This is a genomic window from Actinomycetes bacterium (genome assembly GCA_024222295.1).
In the GTDB taxonomy this organism is placed as follows: domain Bacteria; phylum Actinomycetota; class Acidimicrobiia; order Acidimicrobiales; family Microtrichaceae; genus JAAEPF01.
Genome location: JAAEPF010000025.1, coordinates 77,175 through 98,664, shown reverse-complemented (window position 1 = coordinate 98,664; position 21,490 = coordinate 77,175). Strand labels below are relative to the sequence as shown.

Below are 21,490 nucleotides of genomic sequence, written 5' to 3'. Positions count from 1 at the left end.
TCCGATGACAACTGCCGTCTCCGCATCCAACTTGTCAAAGTCGTTCGGCTCGACGGTCGCCCTCGACGGGCTCGACCTCGAAGTGGCGACCGGCGAGGTGCATGGCTTCCTGGGCCCCAACGGCGCCGGCAAGTCGGTGACCATCCGCGTGCTGCTCGGCCTTCTGCGTGCCGACGGTGGCGAAGTCAGCCTGCTCGGCGGCGATCCGTGGCGCGATGCGGTTCAACTCCACCATCGACTGGCCTACGTCCCGGGCGACGACAACCTCTGGCCCAACCTCTCAGGCGGCGAGGTCATCGACCTTCTGGCACGTCTGCGCGGCGGCATTGACCAGGCCAAGCGTGCCGAGCTGATCGAGCGGCTGGACCTCGACCCGACCAAGAAGGCCAGCACCTACTCCAAGGGCAACCGCCAGAAGGTCGCCCTGGTGGCCACCCTCGCATCCGATGCCGAGTTGTTGCTGCTCGACGAGCCGACCGCGGGCCTCGATCCCCTGATGGAGGCCGTCTTCCAGGACTGCATCATGGATGTCAAGGCCGAGGGTCGCACGGTGCTGCTCTCCAGCCACATCCTCGCCGAGGTCGAGAAGCTGTGTGACCGCCTCACGATCATCCGCAACGGGCGCACCGTCGAGCAGGGCACGCTCGCGGAGTTGCGGCACATGACCCGCACCGCAGTCGACGCAGTCACGCTCCGACCGCCGGTGGGCATCCAGGACGTGCCCGGAGTCCGGGGCCTAACCGTCGAGGGCCACCGCGTCGGCTTCGAGGTCGACGGTGAACAGCTCGATGCCGCCATCGCCGCGCTGTCCAGCTTCGGGATCGAGTCCCTGTCGTCCAACCCGCCCACCCTCGAAGAGCTGTTCCTGCGTCACTACGGCGAGGAACTCGCCGGCAACGGCTCCGCAGGCGAGGCGGCCGCCGAGGCGGCGGGATGACCACTACCGATGTCCGGCGCCCCGCTCCGGCGCCGGGACCGATCAGGCACGCGCAGGCGGAGCGCGGTTCGATACGTGGGTGGACATGGCTGCTGGCACTGGTGCTGCGGCGCGACCGCGTCCGACTCCTCGTGTGGGCCGGCGCAGTGGGTGCACTGGTGCTGGTGTCGGCCTCCAGCATCGAGGGTCTCTATTCGACCCCCGACAAGCTCGCTACGTACTCGCAGCTTGCCGAGGGCAACGCGGCCGTGATCGTGCAGGCCGGCCCCGGCTACGGACTCGAGCAACCCACAGTGGGTGCGGTGCTCATGAACGAGATCTCCATCTGGACCCTGATCCTCGTCTCGCTAATGAGCATCTTCATGATCACGCGCCATACCCGCGCAGAAGAGGAGAGCGACCGCGCCGAGATCCTCCGGGCCACTCCGGTGGGCCGGTACGCAGGTGCCGTTGCGGCCATGGCTGGAGTTCTCATCGCCAACATGGCGACAAGCCTGGTGGTTGCCGGCGGACTCCTGCTCAGCGGGTTCGAGGCGGGGGGATCGGTCGCGTTCGCGTTGAGCCTGTCGGGCTGTGGCATCTTCTTCGCCGGAGTGGCACTGGTGACCGGCCAGGTCGCCTCGTCGTCGCGGGCCGCAACGGGCCTGGCGCTGATCGTGCTCGGCGTGTCGTTCGTGCTGCGTGCCATCGGTGACGTCGGCAACGGTGTGCTCAGCTGGCTGTCTCCGCTGCACTGGGGCCAGGCGATCCGGGCATTTGCCGGAGAGCGCTGGTGGGTGCTCGTGCTGCCCATCGTCGGTGCCTTCGCGTTGGGTTGGTTGTCGGTGGTGCTCGCCGGGCACCGCGATTTCGGCGCCGGCATGGTCCCCCAAAGGCCCGGCGACCCCGCCGCCGGCCCCATGCTCTCGACTCCCTTCGGCCTGGCGATGCGGCTACAGCGCGGAGCAGTTCTCGGCTGGCTCGCCGGGATCGTGGTGATCGGCGTGTTCTACGGCGTGATCACCGACGAGGTCGAGCAGATGGTTCGGGACAACCCCGACATGGAGGCCTTCTTCACGCAGGCCGACGTCGGCTCGATCACCGATTCGTTCCTTGCCACCGCCGCGATGATGCTCGGGCTGCTCGTTTCGGGCTACGTGGTGTCGGGCGTGCTGCGGCTGCGCACGGAGGAAGCCAACGTCAGGGCCGACCCGATCCTGGCCACTCCCACCTCCCGTGCGCGCTGGGCCGGCAGCCACCTGCTGGTTGCTGCCATGGGCATGTTGGTGTTGCTGGCAGCCGGCGGATTCGGCGTTGGGGTGGGCGCGGCAGCGGTGACTGGCGACAGCAGCCGCGTCCTGCAGATGGTGGGCGCGGCACTGGTGGTCGCACCGGCAGTCGCAGTGATCGGGGCTCTGGCATACGCGCTGTTTGCGTTCGTGCCGCACTGGTCGATGCTCGCCTGGGTAGGGGTCGCACTAGTGGTCGTGGTCGGCCTGTTGGGCGAGGCGCTCAACCTGCCCGACTGGGCCCGTGAGCTGTCGCCCTTCCAGCACGTACCACCGGTTCCGGGTTCAGCGCTGACCGCAGGTCCGCTGGTGGCCCTGACCGCCATCGTCGCTGCGCTGGTCCTGGTCGCAATGGCAGGTCTCGTGCGCCGCGATATCGGCCGCTCCTGAACCGCGGCCGCCCGGGCCTGGTCAGGCGTGCAGGCCGCCGAACCAGTTGCCGTGCGCGCCGTAGGGAACCCTCTGGGGAAGCATGACTTCCGCAACGGGATCTCCTGTGAAGTCCTGGCTGTCGATCACCACGAACCTTGACTGGTTCTCGGTCTCGTCGTGCGCGATCAGCACGAGCCAGCCATCGTCCTCACCGGCGCCGGCATCACGGGGCACGAAGACCGCTTCGCCACCGTGGCTGTTGGCGCCGAGGTCGTGGACCTCGCATCCGCCAGTCGTGAGGTCGTAGCGGTACAGCTCGTGCCCGTACTCCTGGTCGGAGTCGAGCCCTGCCAGCTGGAGGATGTAGCCGTAGCGGGCCTTGAGTCCGACGAGGCGGTCATCCACGCGGCAGAAGTCGCCGTGACGGTCGTCCATCTGCCGCTCCGACACCGTCCCCTTTGCCGGGTCGATGATCCACTCGTAGAGCATCGGCATCGCGGGCTCGACCGAACGGCCCATCAGTCCGCCGGTCATGGAGGATTCGAAACGGGCTACGTGCAGCACGATCTGCTCGCCATTGTCATATGAGTTGACCGGGTGGAACACGTAGCACGGGTCGATCTCGTACCAGCGGATGTCGCTGCCGGCACCGTCGCGGTCCATGACGCCGAGGCGGGCACCGTTGTCCGGATCCCAGCCGAACCCGGCCTGCTCCAGTGAGAAGGTGATCGGCATGTCCATGAAGATCGTGCGGGTGCGTGTGATGTTGAAGTCGTGCATCATCACGGGCTTCGGGATCTCGATGGCCTCCGACTGCACCAGGTTCCCGTTGGCGTCCGCTCGGTGGTAAGTGAGCCATGGCTCGGCCAGCATCTGGTAGCCGAAGAACATCATCTCGCCCGTCTCGGGGCAGATCTTGGGGTGGGCCGTCATCGGCGTGTCGAGCTTGCCGTTGAAGCTCACCGCACCCACTGTCGACAGGTCGGCGTTGACCTCCCACGGGCGGTGGGCCTCCTCGAGCGCGAAGAACCTGCCGGCGTGGTTGACGATGTTGGTGTTGGCAGGGGAGTAGTCGAGGCTTCCCATCGCCGTCATGAGGTCCATGTTCTCGGTGAGGTAGGGCGTCTGCACGAAGCGATTTCGGTAGGTCGCCCTGCCGTCGCCGACCTCCACCGAGTGCAGCATCCCGCTGCCGAAGAACCAGTGCTCCGACCATCCCGAGCGTGGGTTCATCCCGGCGCGGATGTAGGTGCCATCGAGGCCGTCGGGCAGTTCACCGCGCACCTCCAGGTCGCCAACGGTGAGCTCGTCCATCACAGGTGCCCAGTTGCCCTGCAGGTGCCAGGGCTTGTCGGTCGGGCCGCCTGCTGCGCCGGTGGTGTCGGTCTGGGTCATCGTTTCCCCCTTGTGATGCGGGTCGACCCCGCCTGAACACTGTAAACCGGTCGCCATTGCTCTGTTGCAGCGCGACTGCACTGCGACGCGAGCCCCTCAGCTACGCATACGCTGCGGGGATGCGCAGCTCCGAAGAACTCCGATTCGTGATCGACTTCGAGGTCACCGACCTGGCGACCTTCCGCAAGGCCGTGGCGGATGCGGTCGAGGTCAGCCGCGGTGAGCCCGGCACTCTGCTGTACGACTGGTACATCGATGACGCCAGCGGTCACGCCCGACTGTACGAGGCCTACGAGTCGGCGGACGCGATCACTGCACACGCCGAGGGAAAGGTGTTCACCGAGATCGGTCCGGTGCTGTTCAGTTGCTCCAAGGTGACGCACATCGACGCCTACGGAGATCCGGAGGTTCAGAAGGTCGCCGAACTGCTCGGGCCGATCACCCTGTGGGGCAAGCCGTTCGAAGCCCTGGACGCGACCTGAAGCGCCGGATCCGCTGATCTGGGGCGTGCCGAGGGTTTCCCTCAGGGCAGGTCGGATACTTCCTCGCCGAGTTCGCCGGCCTCGCCGGGCGACTTCTCGACATCGCGTCCGAGACGGCTGAGCGGGCCGCCGACCCGCGTGGCTGCGATGACCAGCCCGATGAGTGACAGAGCAGCGCAGAGGATGAACGCCCAGCGCATCCCGAACATGAACGAGTCGCGCACGACCTCGGTCAGCTGGGTGGCTTGACTGGGGTAGGCCTTGAGCACCTCGGCGGAAGTATCTGTTCCCGCCAGGACTCCGCGGACATCGGCAACTTCCGAGGAGCTGAGCGTGATGCCCAGCTCCTCGGCCGAGCGGGTCACCTCGTTGCCCGAGGTCACGAGGAACACGGCGGTCGATATGCCGAGTCCGACTGCGCCGCCGGCGATCTGGAACATGTACAGCAACCCGCCCGCGAGGCTCGACTTCTCGGGAGGCAGTGCGGTGAGCGCCGCTGTGGTGACCGAGGAGTAGAAGAACCCGACGCCGACCCCGAGCACGACCATCCCGGGGATGACGGAAGCGAATCCGGCGCTGTCGGCGGAGAGGATCGCTATCAGCAGCGGGCCGGCGAACAGGCCGGCCGCCCCGATGGTGATGACAGCCTTCATGCCGATGCGGTTGAGCAGCCATGTCTCGCTGAACGACGCGGCCGCGAAGGTCGCCACGAACGGCAGCAGCATCAGGCCCGCCTCGAGGGTGCTGGCCTCGAGCAGCTTGGAGAAGAACTGGGGCAGGTAGAGCAGCGTGGTGAAGAACGTGGCCGACATCATCAGCACCGCGATGCAGGCCCAGCGGAAGGCAGGTGTGCCCATCACGCTCGGCGGCACCAGTCCTGCCTCTCCAACTGTGCGCTCACGGAGCACGAAGGCTCCCATGAGCACCACGAACATGGCGACGCCGCCGAGCACCACCGGTTGGGTCCATCCGATGTCGGGCGCGACCGTCAGGGCTCCGAGCAACGCCAGCAGGCTCAGGGCCAGCAACGCTGTGCCTGCGTAGTCCACCTTCTCCTTGGTGATGGGGCTCTCCAGGTGGACCTTGAAGTGCGTCACGATCGCCGCGACAAGCACGATCGGCACGTTGAGGAAGAAGATGTACCGCCAGCTGACCTCGGCCAACGCTCCGGCGATGACCGGGCCCGTGGCGTTTCCGATGCCGGCGATGCCGATCACGAGGCCTCCGGCGAGACCGGCCTTGGCATCTGGCAGCAGTGCGTAGATCAGCCCCAGGATTGCGGGCCACATCAGTGCCGCTCCGATGCCCATGGAGACCCGCGCAGCGATCAGCAGGGCAATGTTGGGTGCGAACCCGCCCAGCAGCGAGAACAGCCCGAAAAGGGCACAGCCGATGTAGAGCACCTTGGTGCGTCCGAACATGTCGGCAAACCGGCCGCCTGGCACGATCAGCACGCCGAACATGAGGGCATACCCGTTGACGACCCACTGCGTGGTCGAAAGGTCCGCGTCGAGTTCGGACTCGATCGCGGGCAGCACCACGTTCATCGCGGTGAAGTCGTTGGCAATTGCGAAGACCACCAGCCCGAGTGCCCCCATGGCCACCCATGTCTGGGAACTTATGCGTTGCGCCGCTGCAGACTGGTCGGTCGCCGCCTGGTCGGTGGGGTCCGCTGAGCTCACGGAGCGACACTAACGTTCAGCGCGATGGCCCGTACCCCGCAACCGCGTGGATCCGAACACCTCGTGACCGGACCCGGCATCGAGGCGGCCGGTCGGCGTGTGCCTCGGGGTCTGTTCCCGCGAGTGTGCGTCGCCGCGCTACTGATGCTGGCAATCGCAGTCGTGCCGGCCGGGGTTGCCTCGGCACACACCGATTTCGACTTCTCCGACCCCGAAGACAATCAGGTGCTCGACGAGCCGGTCGCCTCGATCACGATCGCATTCACCAACGCTGCTGAACCGGCCGGCGACGGCTTCCAGGTGCTCGGGCCCGATGGTGAGCTCGTCGAACCGGCATCGGTCGACTCGGCTGATGGCAAGCAGTGGGTGCTCACGTTCGATCCGGCCCTCGCTGGCGGCGACGTGGGCGTGAAGTGGAGCGTGCGCGCCGGCGACACCCATCCGATCGACGGCTCGTTCGTGTTCACAGCGGGCGGTTCACCTGCGGCCACGTCCACCACTGTCGCGCCCGGTGCACCGACCGCCGACCCAACGGCACCACCTACCACGGTGCCCGCCGAGGAGGACGCGCTCGAGGAGTTCCTCGCAGACGGGGACTCCTCGGCCACCGATGCCGCGGAGGTCATGGCGGCGATCGCCCGGATCGTCACACTGCTCGGTGTGATGACGGGGGTCGGTGCGCTGGTGTTCGGCTCCCGGGTGCTGGATGGCTCCATCGCCGAAGTCGACCTCGTGCTGCGCTGGACCAGGAGAGCCTCCTTGCTCGCCTTCCTGGGCGCCGCGGTGGAGCTCGTTGCCGCCGCTGTGATCATCGAGGACGGCCAGTGGTCGGCGGCCGCCGACTTCGGTTCATATGTCGACGTCGGCAAGACGGCGTTGGGTGTCGCTATCGGCCTGAGAATGCTGGGAGCCCTCGCCCTGTGGGTAGGAGCTCGGCCACTCGCCCAGCGGGGGGCCACCGATGCCCCCAACTCGTGGAACCCCAACCCGATTGCGGTTGGCGGTGCGCTGGCCATCCTCGTTTCATATGCTTTCGACGGCCACACGGTGACCGAGGGCAACCGGGCGCTGATCAGCGTCAGCTCGGTCGTTCATGTGGCAGCAGGCGCGGTCTGGGTTGGCGGGATCGTGATGCTCGCAGTGGTGGTGCGCCGGCGACGCGGTCGCCGGGCCTCGGCGCGAGCCGGCACCGTCGAGCTGGCAGCGCGGTTCTCGGTGCTGGCCACGGTCGCCTTGGTCGTCGTCGGTCTGTTCGGGGTGCTGCTCGCCGGAATCGTGCTCGACTCGCCGTCGCAGTTGTGGGACAGCTCATGGGGTCGGCTGCTGCTGGTCAAGGTGGCACTGGTGGCCATTGCCGCAGGCGCGGGCGCATACAACCACTTCCGGATGGTGCCGGCCCTACGCGAACACGCTGACGACGCGGCCCTCATCGACAGGTTCGCATCCGTGCTGCGTGGTGAGGCTGTTGCCCTGGTGGGCGTTGTGATCGTCACCGGCTTGTTGGTGGGCGCGTCGACCTGATTGCCCGAGCCAGGTGACGCGGATCAGGTGAACGGTATGGCGGGCACGTCGTCGAACTCACCGCTGTCATGGGGCTGCGTGCCTACCTGCTCCATCGGCCGCTCGGAACGACGTGACAGACGAGGCAGCTCCTCGCGGCGCGGGTTGCGGCGTGCGGCAACCTGATCCATCTCGAGCACGACTTGTTCGTCCCAATGGTGCACGACTGAGCGCGACCCCTCCACGAGCCGGTAGACGACCTGGTCGTGGCTCGCGCGGACCTCGATGATGTTCTCGTGGTGCCGGATCCGGAACGTGAGGCTGTCCCACCCGCCCGGAATGACCGGCTGGAAGCGCAGGTCACCCTGGTGGTCGCGGAACCCGCCGAAGCCGTGCACCAGCGCCTGCCAGGTGCCACCACAGGCAGCGAGGTGCACGCCGTCGCGTACGTTGCCGGCAAGGTCGAGCAGGTCGACGAGCGCAGAGTGGGCGAAGTACTCGACACCGTTCTCGGTCAGTCCCAACTCGGTTGCCATGACCGACTGCACCGACGACGACAGCGACGAGTCCCCTGTGGTCAGCGGATCGAAGTACTCGAACACCCGCCGCTTGTCCTCGTGTGAGAACCAGTCACCGAGCAGGAACGTGGCCATCACCACATCAGCCTGCTTGATCACCTGGTGCCTGTAGATCTCGAGGGGGTGGTAGTGAAGCAGCAGCGGGTAGCTGTCGGCTGGGGTGCCCTCGAAGTCCCACATCTCCCGTGCGAGGAAGCCGTCGTCCTGCAGGTAGAGCTGCTCCTTCTCGTCGAACGGCACGTGCATCGACTCACCTGCGCGGCGCCAGACCGAGATCTCGCTCTCGGCGAGCCCGGTACGGCGAACAACATCCGCGTACTCGTCGGGCAGGCGGGACTTCATCCAGTCAGCCGCTTCGGCGGCGCTCAGCAGGTTCTCGCGGGCCATGAGGTTCGTGTAGAGGTTGTTGTCGACGACGGTGGTGTACTCATCGGGACCGGTCACGCCGTTGATCACGAACTCGCCGCCCATACGCGGGCTGAAGAAGCCGAGGTCGACCCAGAAACGGGCGGTCTCCACCAGCGTCTCGAACCCGGGATCCGCGATCACGTCGAGGTCGCCGGTGGCGCGTACGTACTTGCGCATTGCCCAGACCACATCTGCATTGATGTGGTACTGAGCTGTGCCGGCCGCGTAGTAGGCGGAGGCCTCGTCGCCGTTGATGGTGCGCCAGGGGTAGAGGGCGCCGTGGTGGCCGACCTCCCGGGCGCGTTCGCGTGCCTTGTCGAGCATGCCGGCGCGAAACGAGATGAAGTTCCGCGCCAGCTGAGGTGTCGTGTAGGAGAGGAACGGCATCACGTAGATGTCGGCGTCCCAGAAGTACTGGCCCTCGTAGCCGGTTCCGGTAAGGCCCTTGGCGGGAAAACCACTGCCATCAGCGCGTGCGGTTGCCTGGTGCAACTGGAACAGGTTGAAGCGCACCATCGACTGGGCGTCGTCGTCGCCGTCGATCTGCACATCAGCGATGTGCCAGTACTTCTGCATCCGCTCTTCCTGGCGCTGGCCGAGGTGCTCCATTCCTACGTGGATCGCCCGGTTGAGGGTCTCCTCCACGCGGAAGGCCAACTCGTCGGGGCTGGTCCGTGCGCTGGTGTGGTAGGCCGCGAACTTCTGGATGCGAACCGGCATCCCCGCCTGCGCATCCACGATCGACACGCATCGGGCGCCGTCCTGGTCGGCCTCGGTGCGGCGCTCCATCTGCTGGGTGTCGTCGACGATGTGGTGCACCCCGCAGCCAAGGCGCATGTCCGAGCGTCGGGTGCGCATCGTGAGCACGGCCCTGTCGCCCTCCGCGGACTGCGACACCGGGATCAGCACCCCGTGCTGTGAGCGGGCGCGGCGGGGATCGTGCTCACCTTCCTCGTCGTGGCGCTCCCGGGGCAGCGCCAGTTCCGAGGCGATCGTGAGCGTGGCCGCGGCGTCGAGCAGTTCGACCTGGTAGTCGAGCACCACGACATGGCGGTGCTCCAATGAAGCGAACCTGCGCGTGCGAAGCACCAGGGCACGGCCGTCGGCCGTTTCGAACTCCACTTCGCGAGACACCACCCCGGCACGCCAGTCGAGGGTGCGCGCTGACCTCTTGACCCGGTCGTGGTCCATGCGGAACGGCTCGTCGTCGATGTAGAGCTTCATGGTGGTCGGATCGGGTACCGGCACGATGGTCTGGCCCGTCTTCGCGAACCCGTAGGCAGCCTCGCCGTACACGATCGGCCAGGTCTCGTGGAAGCCGTTGATGAGCGTGGCCCGCTCGTGGCTCGGCTCGTCCTCCTCGAGTGCGCCACGCACCCCGATGAATCCGTTGGTGACCGCGAACATCGTCTCGGCTTCCGCGATGTGGCGGCAGTGGCGGTCGCGGTGCACCAGGCGGTCGGGTTGCCAGTCGAAGTCGGAGAACTCGCCCCGCTCATGGGCGAAACCGGCCATCGTACGGTCCCAGAGGGATTGGTCGTTCACCGGTTCAGTATGTCGCGCCGCTCCCCCCGATACGCCCACACCACACCCGTAATGCACCTGCTCGCCCCATGAGCGAGCGCGCCCAGCCGGCGCCGAACGCGTTCTCTGACCGGCAGGCCTGATCAGGCCGGGTTGGGTTGTGCTCCGCGTACCAGCCGGCCCGGGCGTTCGCCGGTGGCCTCGTCGTCGATGCGCACAGGCACGCCGGCGCACACCGTTGCCGAGTAGCCGGTCGCCCGCTGGATCAGGCGGCGGCCGCCGGCGGGGAGGTCGTGCACCATCTCCGGCGATGACAGCGACAGGGCGTCATAGTCGATCACGTTGAGGTCGGCCCTGTAGCCCGGCGCCACGAGTCCGCGGTCGGCGAAGCCGTAGAGCTCTGCGGTGCGGCGGGTCTGGATTGCGACGGCTTCCTCGAGGCCGAGACGCTCGCCGCGGCTGCGGTCGCGTGCCCAGTGGGTGAGCATGTAGGTGGGCAGGCTGGCGTCACAGAGGACTCCGCAGTGGGCGCCGCCGTCACCGAGGCCGAGCACTGTGCCCTCGTGGCGCAGCATCTCCTCGAGCGCATCGAAGCTGCCATGGCTGTAGCCGAGGATCGGCATGTACAGCAGTTCGTGGCCGTCACGCAGCATCATCATGTCGTAAGCGACCTCGGCGGGGCGGCGCCGTTCACGCTCGGCGATGGCGGCCACGCTCGTGTCGGGTGAGGGCTCGTAGTCGGGCGGGTCTCCCAGCGGGAACAACTTGTGGAAGCCGGTCAGCACCATTCCGATGAAGCCCTCGGGGCTCACTTCCTCCGACACGATCGCCTCGCGCACCTCGGGGTCGCGCAGGCGGGCGATACGGGCCTCCAAGGGCAGCTCCGCGATCTCGCGGTATGCGGCGTGCAGCACGAACGGATGGATCGTGGACTCCCATCCGAACCATGCGCAGGCCGGCCGGCCTGCCACCTGGGGCACGATGTTGGCGCCGTCTGCGTTGGCCTCGTCGGTCAGTTGCAGCAGTTGGCGCCAGGCCTCGGGGGTGAAGTCGTTCTGCAGGCACCCGAATGACACCGGGCGGCCGGTCCGCGTGGAGATCTCCTTCATCCAGGCGAACTCCGACACCGGGTCGAACATGTCACTCGCCACCTCGAACACGCCGGCGTTGGCCCGCCCGAGCGCCTCGCCGATTCCGATCAGTTCGTCAGCGGTTGCGGTGGTGCCCGCAGCCAGCTCGCCGTCCTTGGCACGGTGGAGCATCGTGCGGGTGGTCGAGAACCCGACCGCGCCTGCGAGCAGTGCCTCCTCGGTGAGCTTCGACATCTCGGCGATGTCGGAGTCGTCGGCTGCCTCGTTCGCAGCCCCTCGTTCGCCCATCACGTAGGCGCGCAAAGCGCCGTGGGGTATCTGGGCCGCGATGTCCATCACCCGGGCCATCCTGTCGAGCTCGTCGAGGTAGTCCGGGAAGCTCTCCCAGTTCCAGCTCATGCCCTCCACCAGGGCGGTGCCGGGGATGTCCTCCACGCCCTCCATCAGCTGCACCAGCCACTCGCGGCGCTCCGGTGCGGCGGGCGCGAACCCGACGCCGCAGTTGCCCATCACGACGGTGGTGACGCCGTGCCATCCCGACGGGCTGACCTCGGGGTCCCAGGTGGCCTGGCCGTCGTAGTGGGTGTGGATGTCGACGAACCCGGGTGTGACCAGCCGGCCCTCCGCGTCGATCTCGCGGCTGGCCTTGCCTGCGTCCCCGGGCCCGGTGACCTCGGAGATGGTGTTGCCGTCGATGGCCACATCGGCCTGTCGAGCCGGCTCGCCCGTGCCGTCGGCGAGTCGTCCGTTGCGGATGACGATGTCGTGCATTCGTTCCCCCTGGTGGCTGGTTCGAACAGGGTAGCCGTGAGCAATTCCTCACGTTCATCTGGTCAGATGGTGCAGGTCTGATCTACCCTTTCGTTTCCGATGCGAGGCGGGTGGCTCCCGCCGTAGGGGGCGACATGACTCTGATCGACGACCGGCGCGATGTGCCTGAGGGTGATGAGAAGGAGATCCGGCGGCGGCTCCGCGAGGATCTGCCCGACGACACCTTCAAGCCGAACAGCTGGCGCTACGGCTGGTTCGTGCTCCACCAGGCGATCTTCTGGGGCGGCGTGGTGTTCGTCTGCACCCAGCGCCCGGCGCTGTGGGTGTGCGCGATCGTTTCCGTGGTGATGGGCGTCACGCTTGCCTCGCAGGGTTTCCTGGCCCATGAGGCGATGCACGGCGCGCTCGGCGGCCCCAGGTGGATGCGTCAGGCTGCCGGCTGGATCGGGCTCGGTCCCGCCCTCATCCCGCCGACCTTCTGGGCCCGGTGGCACAACACGGTGCACCACGGCAACACCAACAACGGCGACCGTGACCCCGACAACTACGGCACCGTTGCCCGCTACGAAAAGAAGCCGGGCCTCGCCAAGTTCACAACCATCGCCCCTGGTTCCGGCAAGTGGTACAGCTACCTGTTCCTCTTCTACTCCTTCACCTTCCACGCACAGCTCGTGTTGTGGATGCAGGGCAAGCACCGCCGCGAGTTCAAGGGCATGAAGCGCAACCTGCACATCGCGCAGGCCTTCGGTTGCCTGGCCATCTGGGTTGCGATCGGCATCTGGGCCGGATGGTTGTTCGCGTTCGTCACGATCATCCCGTGGGCGATCTACAACTTCATCCTGCAGAGCTACATCCTCACCAACCACTTCATGCGGCCCATGGCGCCCACCAACAACCCGCTCGACAACTCGATGAGCGTCAAGGAGTGGGGCCCGGCAGACCCGGTGCTGTTCCACTTCAGCCACCACGTGGAGCACCACCTTTTCCCACGCATGGGCTCCAACAAGGCGCCCCGGGTGCGGGCGTGGCTCGAGGAGAACGAGGGCGATCGCTACGTTTGCCCGACCCACTGGGCTGCGGTGTCGATGCTCTACAAGACGCCGCGGGTGTTCAAGGACGCCCACACGCTCAGCGACCCGTTCGGAAACGACGAGGTCGACATCGAGGAGATCCGCCTCGAGATGCTCGGTCTCACTGACTAGTCGGTGCCGACCAGTCAGTGCCGACTAGTCGGTGCTGCGCAGCAGGCGGCCGGCGACTTCGCCCGTGTGTTCGCCGTGGTCCATGAAGTGCGCACCGTTGACGACCGTGTGGTCGATGCCGTTGGCCTTCTGCACGAACCGCGGGCTGCCGCCAGGGAAGTCGTGCACGATCTCGGGCAGCGGCAGTGACATCGCTTCGAGATCGATCACGTTGAGGTCTGCGTAGGCGCCTTCGCGCACCACGCCTCGGTCGGTGTAGCCGATGAACGCCGCCGTGTCGGACGTGAGGCGGCGAACACCTTCGGCGAGACTCAGCACGCCCTGGTCGCGCACCCAGTGGGCCAGGAAGAAGGTCGGCTGGCTGGCGTCCATGATCTGGGTGGCGTGGGCACCGGCGTCCGCGAGGCCCATGATCGACACCGGTGAGCGCAGGAGCTCCTCGATGGCATCGAAGTCCTGGTTGAGTACCGGCCAGTTGGCGACCGCCGCTCCGTCGGTGCGGTCGAGCACGTCGAGGTAGTGCTCCACGGCTGCAACGCCGCGGGAGGCGGCCTGAGCCTTGATCGAGTCGCCCTCGCCGTAGCGGTACACCGCGCCCGTACCGGGCTCCATCAGGAACATGCGCCCGTACTGTTCGTCGGACCGCTCGGAACCCTCGTCGATGAGCCTGGCGCGCACCTCGGTGTTGCGGATGGCGGCCAGGCGGCCTGCCAGGTCGAGTTCTCTCACGGGCTGCCACGAAGGAAGATCATCGATGAGGGTGTTGGCGGCGAGGCTGAACAGGATGCCGATGCTGCGCGGGGTTGTCTGTGGGCGCAGGTTGGCGCCTTGGCCGTTGGCCTTCTCGGCCAGCTCGAGCACGCGGCGGTAGTGGTCGCCGAGCGACGCCATCTGCATTAGGTTGAAGGTGAAGGGTCGCCCGAGGTTGCGGGAGAGCTCCGCGATCCACGCCATCTCCTCGTCGACGCGCGAGGTGGAGCCGTCGACCTCGTTGTACCGGGGGGCGCACTCCAGCACTCCGGTGCCGCGGGCTCCGAGGGGCGCTGCGATGGCTGCGAACTCGGACGGGTCGGCCCAGGTGCCCGGCACCCAGCGCCCGTCGGGGGTGTGGTGGGTGAGGCTGCGCGAGATCGAGTAGCCGAACGCGCCGGAGGCGAGAGCGTCGTCGACCAGGGCGGCCATATCGGCGAGTTGTTCCGAGGTGGCCGAGAAGTCCTCCTCACAGGCGGGGTCTCCTGCCACATAGGTACGTACCGCCACGTCACCGACGTAGCCGCCGGCGTTGATGCCCATTGGCAGGGCGTCGAGCGTGTCGAGGAAGTCGCCGTAGGACTCCCAGTCCCAGCTCAGGCCCTCGAGGATGGCGGAAGCAGGGATGTCCTCGACCGACTCCATCATCGTGGCGAGAACGTCGGCCTGGCCAGGTCGCACCGGGGCGAACGTCATCCCGCAGTTGCCCATGACCACTGACGTGACGCCGTGCCAGCAGGAACTCGACATGAGGGGATCCCAGCCGATCTGCGCGTCCAGGTGTGAGTGGAGGTCCACGAAGCCCGGTGTCACGTGGCGGCCCTCCGCATCGATCACCTTGTCGGCACCCGCGGTGTCGACTTCGCCAACTGCGGTGATGCGGTCACCGTCGATGCCCACGTCGCCCCTGGTCGGCTCGGCACCGGTGCCATCGACGATCGTGCCGCCGGTTATGACTAGATCGTGTGGCATGTCGCCCCCTGTTCGCGATGCCCTTCGAGGGGCCCTGTCGTGGGCGAGGCTACCTGCCGTCAGGTTCCGGTGACGGCGCTGTGGGGGTCGACGAGGCCGTGGCCGTATTCGGTGTCGTGGCCGGGTGCCCCGACGTCGGTGACCGTGGTCACCAGGCGGTCGGCAACCTGGTCGGGTGTCATCTGCGGGTTGGCGCCCAGCATGAGGGCCGCGACGCCGGCGGCGAACGGGGTCGCCATCGAGGTGCCTGACTTGTAGCCGTAGCCGCCTCCGCTGAGGGTGGACAGGATGCTCGAGCCTGGAGCGGCCACATCGAGGTAGCTGCCCCGGGTGCTGAAGCTGGACACCAAGCCGGAACTGGTCACCGAGGCGACGGCGATCGTGTTGGGTCCGGCAGCGGGGTAGTGGGTGGAGCCGTTGGGGCCGCCGTTTCCGCCCGCGGCGAGCACGACGACGCCGTTGGCGTGGGCGTAGTTGATCGCATTGGTCATCGAAGTGCTCTGGCCGCTGCTGCCGAGTGAGAGGTTGATCACATCCGCGCCGTTGTTGGCTGCCCACACGACGCCGGCTGCGACGTCGGTGCTCCAGCCGGAGCCGGTGGCGCCGAGCACGCGCAGCGGGAGGATGGTGGCGCCGGGGGCGACGCCGGCGATCCCGATGCCGTTGTCGGCTCCGGCTGCCGCTATGCCGGCGACGTGGGTGCCGTGGCCGTTGGGGTCGACGGAGCCGGTACCGGTGGTGACGACCGCAGCGCCGTTGAGGGCGCTGCCGCCGGGAGCGACACGGCCGGCCAGATCGGGGTGAGTGCCATCGACTCCCGTGTCGATGACTGCGACGGTGACGCCGGCGCCGTTGCCGCACTGCCACACCGGCGAGTAGGGCGTGAGGTTGTCGGACCACTGGCTCGGGTGCAGCGGGTCGCTGGTGGTGATTCCGTCGGTGGTCGAGTCGGAGGTCGTGACGGGCTCGGCGACATCGAGTGAGACGACCGGGTCGTCCTCGATGGCGAGGGCGGCGCCGACCTCCTCGACGGTCACGACGTCGAACTCGGGCTCGCCGTCGACGTTGGTCGTGATCTCGACCAGGCCGGTGGTGGCGGCTGCTCCGGTGGCCGCGCCGAACGCCGCGGCACCGAGTTCGTCACCTTCGAGGGGCTGTGCCTCCCAGGACGAGTCGGCGTCGGCCACCGGTGCCAGGTCACAGCTGATCGGCTGCACCGGGGCTGTTGCAGCGGGCGGTGCAGGCGGGGATGGGTGCATCGCAGCCGGCGGTGCGGTGTTGGACGGTGGGCTCGATGGAGGCGGGGGTTGGCACGCGGCTGCGAAAAGGATTCCGGCCGCGGCCGCAGCGGTGCCGAAGGTGACCCTTCTGCGTTTCGATGCAGCTGCGTTGCCCATGACACTGGTGTCGGAGAGGTGGGGAAGTGACCTGAGATCAATGGGTCAGCGGGCCCAGATGAAACGATTTCGCGCAAACTGTTCCGTTGAGCGGAACGCGCTTCCACGTGGCGAAACAGTGTGTTACGTTGCCGTTTGCCGTCGAAGACGGACGGCTCCGGTCGGGTTGGCCGGGGGCGATGCGAGTATCCATCTACAGGGGGAACCCAACAATGAAGAACACACGTAAGGCATTGGGCGCAATCGCCGTCGGCCTCATGGGTGCAGGCGTCCTTGGCGCATGCGCTCCGGCTCCGGCTCCGCCCGCAGGCGGCGCTGAGGACGCAACGGTCAACACCAACCTCGACTGCAGCCTGGACATCTACGACAACGGGGCCTTCCTGTTCACGTCCAACTCGACGTACGCGGTCACCGTCACGATCGACGGCACCAACGGCAACCCCGCCAGCGCCGCGATCAGCGTCACGGGCATTGAGAACGGTCCGCTCCCAGGAGCCGGCGGTCCCTACATCGAAGCCATAACCAGCGAGGGCACTTCCAGCCAGACTGACCTGCTGCCCGCAGCGGGCGGTGGCAACATCGACCACACTGGCACCATGGACGTGAACGGCATCGACACCACCGGTGGAGACGTCGTCCTGTCGGTCAGCGGCTTCAACTTCTACGCCGCTGGCACCAACCCGAACCCTGGTGACAACGACTGGGCGGAGGGCGCCTGCACCTTCCCGGGTGGCGATCCCTCGGTGACGCTCGGCGCCTGATCGGCAACGCCTGATCAAACAAGTCCGCGGGTCTTTGTGCCGACCCGCAGGGGCGAGAGAGGGGGGTCCTCCGGGACCCCCTCTTTCGCGTCCCCGTCCCAGAGGGACGACAATGCTGTTCCGCTGGCCGGAACGGCATTGTCATGAGCGGAACGGCCGTGGTAGCTTTTCTTCACCGCGAACGCGGTCGACCCTGGTGCTGTCAGGGGGGCGAATGACCAACAGGGGAGATACGCCATGAATACCCGCAAGATGTTCCTCGGAGTTGCGACCGTGCTGGCAGGCATCGGCCTGCTCGGCGCCTGCGCGCCGGCTCCTACTCCGGATCCGTACGTGCCGCCCACCGGCCCGACCGACACGAAGACCATCGACCTGACCTGCTCGGTGTTCGTGCCCTCGATCAGCCTCACCACGAGCGCCACCCACAGCGCCACCATCACACTGACGGGCACCGACCCCACACCTTCGGGCACCGGCATTGCCTACGCCGTTGACATCAGCGGTGGCATCAAGAACGGTCCCGTGGCGACAACCGGCGGCAGCATCGAGTTGTTCACGTCGCTGGACGGCGCTCCTGAGGAAGAGACCGCAACCGGTGTCCTGCCCGCAACCGCAGGCAGCGCCTTCGTGGTCGTTCCGCAGCTCTCCGGCACCTCTGCTGCGATCACCGCGCAGGCCGAGCTGCACCTCACCAAGATCACCTACACCGCCAACGCTCCGTCCGGTGATGCGTTCGGCACCTGCGTGATCGCCTACGGCAGCCAGCCGGGCATCCTGATCGACGTCGTCTGATCGAGGTCTGACCAGTACCACGGATGGGGCCCCGCTTCGGCGGGGCCTCTTTCGCGTCCGGATACCGAGCGCAGCTAGTCACCGCGTCGGTCGCGTGACATCGCGCGCTGGGCCTCGCGTTGCGCTTCGCGCTTCGCCAGGTCCTGGCGCTTGTCGACGGTCTTGCGCCCCTTGCCGGGGGCGAGCTCCAGCTTCACGCGGCCGCCCTTGAGGTAGAGCTTCAGCGGTACGAGCGTCATCCGCTCCTGTGCCAGCTTGAGGTCGAGGCGGTCGATCTCGCCACGGTGCATCAGCAGCTTGCGGGGTCGCTCGGGTTCGTGGCCGCTGTGGTCCTGCGCATGCGAGTAGGGGGCGATGTGCAGGCCTCTGAGCCACACCTCGCCCTTGTCTATGTGCGCGTAGGCGTCTGCGATCTGCACGGTGGCCTCGCGCAGGCTCTTGACCTCGGAGCCGGTGAGCACGATGCCTGCCTCGAAGCTGTCGCCGAGTTCGTAGTCGCGTCTGGCACGGCGGTTGGTGGCCAGCACGCGGTCATCGCCCTGCTTGTTGGAGTTGGCGCCCGACTGCTTCATGGGCGGCCGATGGTACCGGCGGTAGCCTCTCGGGCGTGAACGACAGCCAACTGGAGATCACCGCGGCGCAGCGGGACGAGATGTACGCCCACGCCCTGGGCGGCTTCCCGCTCGAGGCGTGCGGTCTGCTGGAGGGAGACGCCGAGGGGGTGATGGCGGCGTTCCATCCGTGCGTCAACGAGGCGGCCAGCTCGAAGCTGTACACGGTCGCGCCGAAGGACATGCTGCGCGCCGACATGGCGGCCGAGGACAACGGCAACCAGATCATCGGGGTGATGCACAGCCACACCCACACGGATCCGTACCCGTCGCCCACCGATGTGGCCCAGGCGCCCGACCCCGCGTGGCACTACGTGATCGTGTCGTTGCGTGACGACGTGCCGATGCTGCGCAGCTTCAGGATCGTCGACGGCGGGATCGCCGAGGAGCCCGTCGTGGTCAGATGAGCGCCTGTCTGGTCAGGTGAGCTAATCCCTACCATAATGGTCAGGAATAGCCCCGACCCCCCGACAGGCACATGACCATCCACAGCTCCGTACTCGACATGATCGGCGACACACCACTGGTCGACGTGTCCTCCGTGAGCCCAAACCCGCAGGTGCGGATCCTCGCCAAGATGGAGGGCCAGAACCCGGCTGGTTCGGTCAAGGACCGCATCGCGCTGTCGATGATCACCGAGGCCGAGGCCGAGGGCACCCTGTCGCCGGGCTGCACGATCATCGAGCCCTCTTCGGGCAACACCGGCATCGCCATGGCGATGATCTGCCGGCTGCGCGGCTACCACCTGAAGATCGTGCTGCCCGAGAACGTGTCCATCGAGCGCCGCCAGCTGCTCGAGGTCTATGGCGCCGAGATCATCCCGTCGCCCGGCGAGGAGGGCTCCAACGGCGCCGTGCGGCGTGCACAGGCGCTCGCTGATGAGCACCCCGAGTGGGTGTTCCTCTACCAGTACGGCAACGAGGCGAACCCGAGGGCCCACTACAACACCACGGGCCCCGAGATCTGGCGTGACGTTCCCGACATCACCCACTTCGTGGCCGGGCTCGGCACCTCCGGCACGCTGCTCGGTGTGGGCACGTACCTGAAGGAACAGAACCCCGCCGTCAAGGTGATGGCCGTCGAACCGCCGTCGGGCGAACAGGTCGAGGGCCTGCGGTCGCTGGACGACGGCTACATCCCGCCGGTGTTCGAGAAGTGGGGTGGCTACGACCTGCTCGACGGCAAGTCGATCGTGCGGCCCCGGGAGTCGCTCGAGAACACGCGGCTTCTCGCCGACGTCGGCATCTTCTCCGGCATCTCCGCGGGTGCGGCCCTGGCCGGCGCCCGCAAGGTCGCGGAACGCATCGACTCCGGTGTGATCGTGTTCGTGGTGTGCGACTACGGATGGAAGTACCTGTCCACCGGCGCATGGACCCTGGATCTCGACGAGGCTGCGGCCAACGCCGAGAAGGTCATCTACTTCTAGTAACGCCGGTACCGTGTCGGCAGTGAGTGACGGGCCAATCGGGATGTTCGACTCCGGTTTCGGAGGGCTCACCGTGGCGCGCGCCGTCATGGACCTGCTGCCCGACGAGGACCTCGTGTACCTGGGTGACACGGCCCGCTACCCCTACGGGCCGCGGCCGCTCGACGAGGTGGCCCTCTACGCACACCAGATCGCGGAGGAGCTGGTGGAGCGCCGTGGCGCCAAGATGCTGGTGGTCGCCTGCAACACCGCCGCTGCCGCGGCGCTGGAGTCGATCGAGCAGCGCTACGACGTGCCGGTCGTGGGCGTGATCGAGCCAGGCGCGCGGGCGCTGCTGGAGGCAACCGTGACAGGCCGGGTGGGGGTTATCGGCACAGTCGGCACCATCGGTTCGGGCGCTTACCAGGAGGCGGTGTCGGAGCTCGCCGAGACCGCTGCGGAAGCCGAGCTGGAGGCGCTGGCCTGCCCGGGCTTCGTGGAGTTCGTCGAGCGCGGTCTGTTCGACGGCCCACAGGTGCACGTGCTCGCCTCGCGGTTGCTGGCACCGGCCATCGAGGCCAAGGTCGACACGCTGTTGCTCGGGTGCACCCACTATCCGTACCTGGCACGAGCCATCTCCGATGTGATGGGAAGCGATGTCGTGCTGGTGTCGTCCGCCGACGAGACCGCCTTCGAGGTGCACCGCATGCTCAACCGCACCGGCCTCGCCAGGGGCGAGAGGAGCGGTTCTGCCACGTTCATCACCACCGGCGACGTCAACTCGTTCGAGGAGCTCGGCCGCAAGCTGCTCGGGCCCGAACTCGCCTCCGCCGAACAGGTGAGGCTCCCATGAGGCTCACCGTCCTCGGATGCTCGGGCACCTACGCAGGCCCGGGCCAGGCATGCAGTGGCTACCTGGTCGAGTCGGGTGGCACGAAGGTGCTCGTTGACGCGGGGCCCGGCACATTCTCCGAACTGCAGAAGTACACCGACGTGAGGGCTCTGGACGCCATGTTCCTCAGCCACTCGCACCCAGACCACTGGGTCGAGGCGCCCGTCATGCGCAATGCGTTGCGATACGTGGTGGTGTCCGAAGGCCTGCCCGTGTACTCGACCGACGAGACGCTCGGACTGATCACGGACGTCTGCCACGAGAGGGTCGAGCCCACTTACCTGATGCACTCGATCGGCGACGGTGCCGAGGTGCGGGTGGGGGGCATCACCGTGCGGGCGTCGCGCACGCAACATCCGCCCGAGACCCTGGGCTTCTGCCTCGACGACGGGACCAGCCGGATCGCCTACAGCGCCGACACCGGCGCCGACTGGGGCTTCGGTGAGTTCGGTGGCCAGGTCGACCTCGGGATCTGTGAGGCGACGTTCCGCGAGGGCACCGAGGTGGCCTCCACCGGGCGCGACGTGCACATGACGGCGCTCGATGCCGGGGCGATGGCGAAGGCCGCGGCAACCAGGCAACTGATGATCACCCACCTGCTTCCGGGAGCCGACGTGGCGGGTGCAGTCGCCGAGGCGGAGTCGGCCTATGGTGCTGCGGTCCGGGTCGCCGAGGGCGGCCTCCTCATCGATCTCTGACT

18 protein-coding genes are annotated in these 21,490 nt (G+C 67.3%); 11 read left to right on the top strand and 7 right to left on the bottom strand.

Translation table 11 applies throughout. From position 1 onward, the window contains the following. Positions 1-4 precede the first annotated feature (4 nt). Both GY812_10110 and GY812_10105 read left to right on the top strand, forming a co-directional pair. Entirely contained in the window at positions 5-937 is a 933-nt protein-coding gene (locus GY812_10110) for an ABC transporter ATP-binding protein (protein MCP4435829.1), read from the top strand. Beyond that, a complete protein-coding gene (locus GY812_10105; GenBank protein MCP4435828.1) occupies positions 934-2,595 on the top strand; it encodes a hypothetical protein in 1,662 nt (553 codons plus the stop codon). Before GY812_10110 ends, GY812_10105 begins: the two co-directional genes overlap by 4 nt. 21 nt (positions 2,596-2,616) lie before the next feature. Here GY812_10105 and GY812_10100 read toward each other — a convergent pair whose 3' ends face one another. After that, complete coding sequence (locus tag GY812_10100) at positions 2,617-3,972, bottom strand: carotenoid oxygenase family protein (GenBank protein MCP4435827.1); 1,356 nt, start codon at positions 3,970-3,972, stop codon at positions 2,617-2,619. Positions 3,973-4,091: 119 nt separating this feature from the next. On the opposite strand from GY812_10100, the gene GY812_10095 reads away from it, so the two are divergent. Then, complete coding sequence (locus tag GY812_10095; GenBank protein ID MCP4435826.1) at positions 4,092-4,454, top strand: hypothetical protein; 363 nt, start codon at positions 4,092-4,094, stop codon at positions 4,452-4,454. 41 nt (positions 4,455-4,495) lie between these two features. On the opposite strand, the gene GY812_10090 is transcribed toward GY812_10095, so the two are convergent. Next, positions 4,496-6,136: an MFS transporter gene (locus GY812_10090; protein ID MCP4435825.1), complete on the bottom strand. Its 1,641-nt coding sequence runs from the start codon at positions 6,134-6,136 to the stop codon at positions 4,496-4,498. A 24-nt stretch (positions 6,137-6,160) separates the two neighbouring features. On the opposite strand from GY812_10090, the gene GY812_10085 reads away from it, so the two are divergent. After that, complete coding sequence (locus tag GY812_10085) at positions 6,161-7,657, top strand: hypothetical protein (GenBank protein MCP4435824.1); 1,497 nt, start codon at positions 6,161-6,163, stop codon at positions 7,655-7,657. A gap of 23 nt (positions 7,658-7,680) precedes the next feature. Here the strand turns inward: GY812_10085 and GY812_10080 are convergent, their stop codons facing one another. Beyond that, a complete protein-coding gene (locus tag GY812_10080; GenBank protein ID MCP4435823.1) occupies positions 7,681-10,167 on the bottom strand; it encodes a glycoside hydrolase family 65 protein in 2,487 nt (828 codons plus the stop codon). A 122-nt stretch (positions 10,168-10,289) separates the two neighbouring features. Next, complete coding sequence (locus GY812_10075) at positions 10,290-12,008, bottom strand: amidohydrolase family protein (protein ID MCP4435822.1); 1,719 nt, start codon at positions 12,006-12,008, stop codon at positions 10,290-10,292. Between the two features lie 134 nt (positions 12,009-12,142). On the opposite strand from GY812_10075, the gene GY812_10070 reads away from it, so the two are divergent. Beyond that, on the top strand, positions 12,143-13,210 hold the full coding sequence (locus tag GY812_10070; GenBank protein MCP4435821.1) for an acyl-CoA desaturase: 1,068 nt from the start codon (positions 12,143-12,145) through the stop codon (positions 13,208-13,210). Positions 13,211-13,234: 24 nt separating this feature from the next. Here the strand turns inward: GY812_10070 and GY812_10065 are convergent, their stop codons facing one another. Continuing rightward, complete coding sequence (locus tag GY812_10065) at positions 13,235-14,932, bottom strand: amidohydrolase family protein (protein MCP4435820.1); 1,698 nt, start codon at positions 14,930-14,932, stop codon at positions 13,235-13,237. A 59-nt stretch (positions 14,933-14,991) separates the two neighbouring features. Continuing rightward, entirely contained in the window at positions 14,992-16,329 is a 1,338-nt protein-coding gene (locus GY812_10060; protein MCP4435819.1) for a S8 family serine peptidase, read from the bottom strand. A 212-nt stretch (positions 16,330-16,541) separates the two neighbouring features. Between GY812_10060 and GY812_10055 the strand changes: the two genes are divergently transcribed. Then, a complete protein-coding gene (locus GY812_10055; protein MCP4435818.1) occupies positions 16,542-17,090 on the top strand; it encodes a hypothetical protein in 549 nt (182 codons plus the stop codon). A 237-nt stretch (positions 17,091-17,327) separates the two neighbouring features. Next, on the top strand, positions 17,328-17,882 hold the full coding sequence (locus GY812_10050; GenBank protein MCP4435817.1) for a hypothetical protein: 555 nt from the start codon (positions 17,328-17,330) through the stop codon (positions 17,880-17,882). A gap of 74 nt (positions 17,883-17,956) precedes the next feature. On the opposite strand, the gene smpB is transcribed toward GY812_10050, so the two are convergent. Further along, positions 17,957-18,454, bottom strand: a complete 498-nt coding sequence (smpB, locus tag GY812_10045) for an SsrA-binding protein SmpB (protein MCP4435816.1) — start codon at positions 18,452-18,454, stop codon at positions 17,957-17,959. A gap of 35 nt (positions 18,455-18,489) precedes the next feature. Between smpB and GY812_10040 the strand changes: the two genes are divergently transcribed. From GY812_10040 to GY812_10025, 4 genes are all read left to right on the top strand, one after another. Further along, the gene (locus tag GY812_10040; GenBank protein MCP4435815.1) at positions 18,490-18,900 is read left to right on the top strand and encodes a M67 family metallopeptidase; all 411 of its coding nucleotides are present in this window, start codon (positions 18,490-18,492) and stop codon (positions 18,898-18,900) included. Between the two features lie 71 nt (positions 18,901-18,971). Continuing rightward, on the top strand, positions 18,972-19,919 hold the full coding sequence (locus tag GY812_10035; protein MCP4435814.1) for a cysteine synthase family protein: 948 nt from the start codon (positions 18,972-18,974) through the stop codon (positions 19,917-19,919). Positions 19,920-19,941: 22 nt separating this feature from the next. Next, positions 19,942-20,751: a glutamate racemase gene (locus tag GY812_10030; GenBank protein ID MCP4435813.1), complete on the top strand. Its 810-nt coding sequence runs from the start codon at positions 19,942-19,944 to the stop codon at positions 20,749-20,751. Beyond that, on the top strand, positions 20,748-21,488 hold the full coding sequence (locus GY812_10025) for an MBL fold metallo-hydrolase (GenBank protein ID MCP4435812.1): 741 nt from the start codon (positions 20,748-20,750) through the stop codon (positions 21,486-21,488). Before GY812_10030 ends, GY812_10025 begins: the two co-directional genes overlap by 4 nt. Positions 21,489-21,490 lie beyond the last annotated feature (2 nt).

Bases quoted from the DNA above. Each gene is read 5' to 3' on its own strand.
- GY812_10060 (MCP4435819.1), bottom strand. From the start codon at position 16,329: ATGGGCAACGCAGCTGCATCGAAACGCAGAAGGGTCACCTTCGGCACC.
- GY812_10035 (MCP4435814.1), top strand. From the start codon at position 18,972: ATGACCATCCACAGCTCCGTACTCGACATGATCGGCGACACACCACTG.
- GY812_10110 (MCP4435829.1), top strand. From the start codon at position 5: ATGACAACTGCCGTCTCCGCATCCAACTTGTCAAAGTCGTTCGGCTCG.
- GY812_10075 (MCP4435822.1), bottom strand. From the start codon at position 12,008: ATGCACGACATCGTCATCCGCAACGGACGACTCGCCGACGGCACGGGC.
- GY812_10055 (MCP4435818.1), top strand. From the start codon at position 16,542: ATGAAGAACACACGTAAGGCATTGGGCGCAATCGCCGTCGGCCTCATG.
- GY812_10025 (MCP4435812.1), top strand. From the start codon at position 20,748: ATGAGGCTCACCGTCCTCGGATGCTCGGGCACCTACGCAGGCCCGGGC.
- GY812_10105 (MCP4435828.1), top strand. From the start codon at position 934: ATGACCACTACCGATGTCCGGCGCCCCGCTCCGGCGCCGGGACCGATC.
- GY812_10085 (MCP4435824.1), top strand. From the start codon at position 6,161: ATGGCCCGTACCCCGCAACCGCGTGGATCCGAACACCTCGTGACCGGA.
- GY812_10070 (MCP4435821.1), top strand. From the start codon at position 12,143: ATGACTCTGATCGACGACCGGCGCGATGTGCCTGAGGGTGATGAGAAG.
- GY812_10100 (MCP4435827.1), bottom strand. From the start codon at position 3,972: ATGACCCAGACCGACACCACCGGCGCAGCAGGCGGCCCGACCGACAAG.
- GY812_10065 (MCP4435820.1), bottom strand. From the start codon at position 14,932: ATGCCACACGATCTAGTCATAACCGGCGGCACGATCGTCGATGGCACC.
- GY812_10095 (MCP4435826.1), top strand. From the start codon at position 4,092: ATGCGCAGCTCCGAAGAACTCCGATTCGTGATCGACTTCGAGGTCACC.
- smpB (MCP4435816.1), bottom strand. From the start codon at position 18,454: ATGAAGCAGTCGGGCGCCAACTCCAACAAGCAGGGCGATGACCGCGTG.
- GY812_10050 (MCP4435817.1), top strand. From the start codon at position 17,328: ATGAATACCCGCAAGATGTTCCTCGGAGTTGCGACCGTGCTGGCAGGC.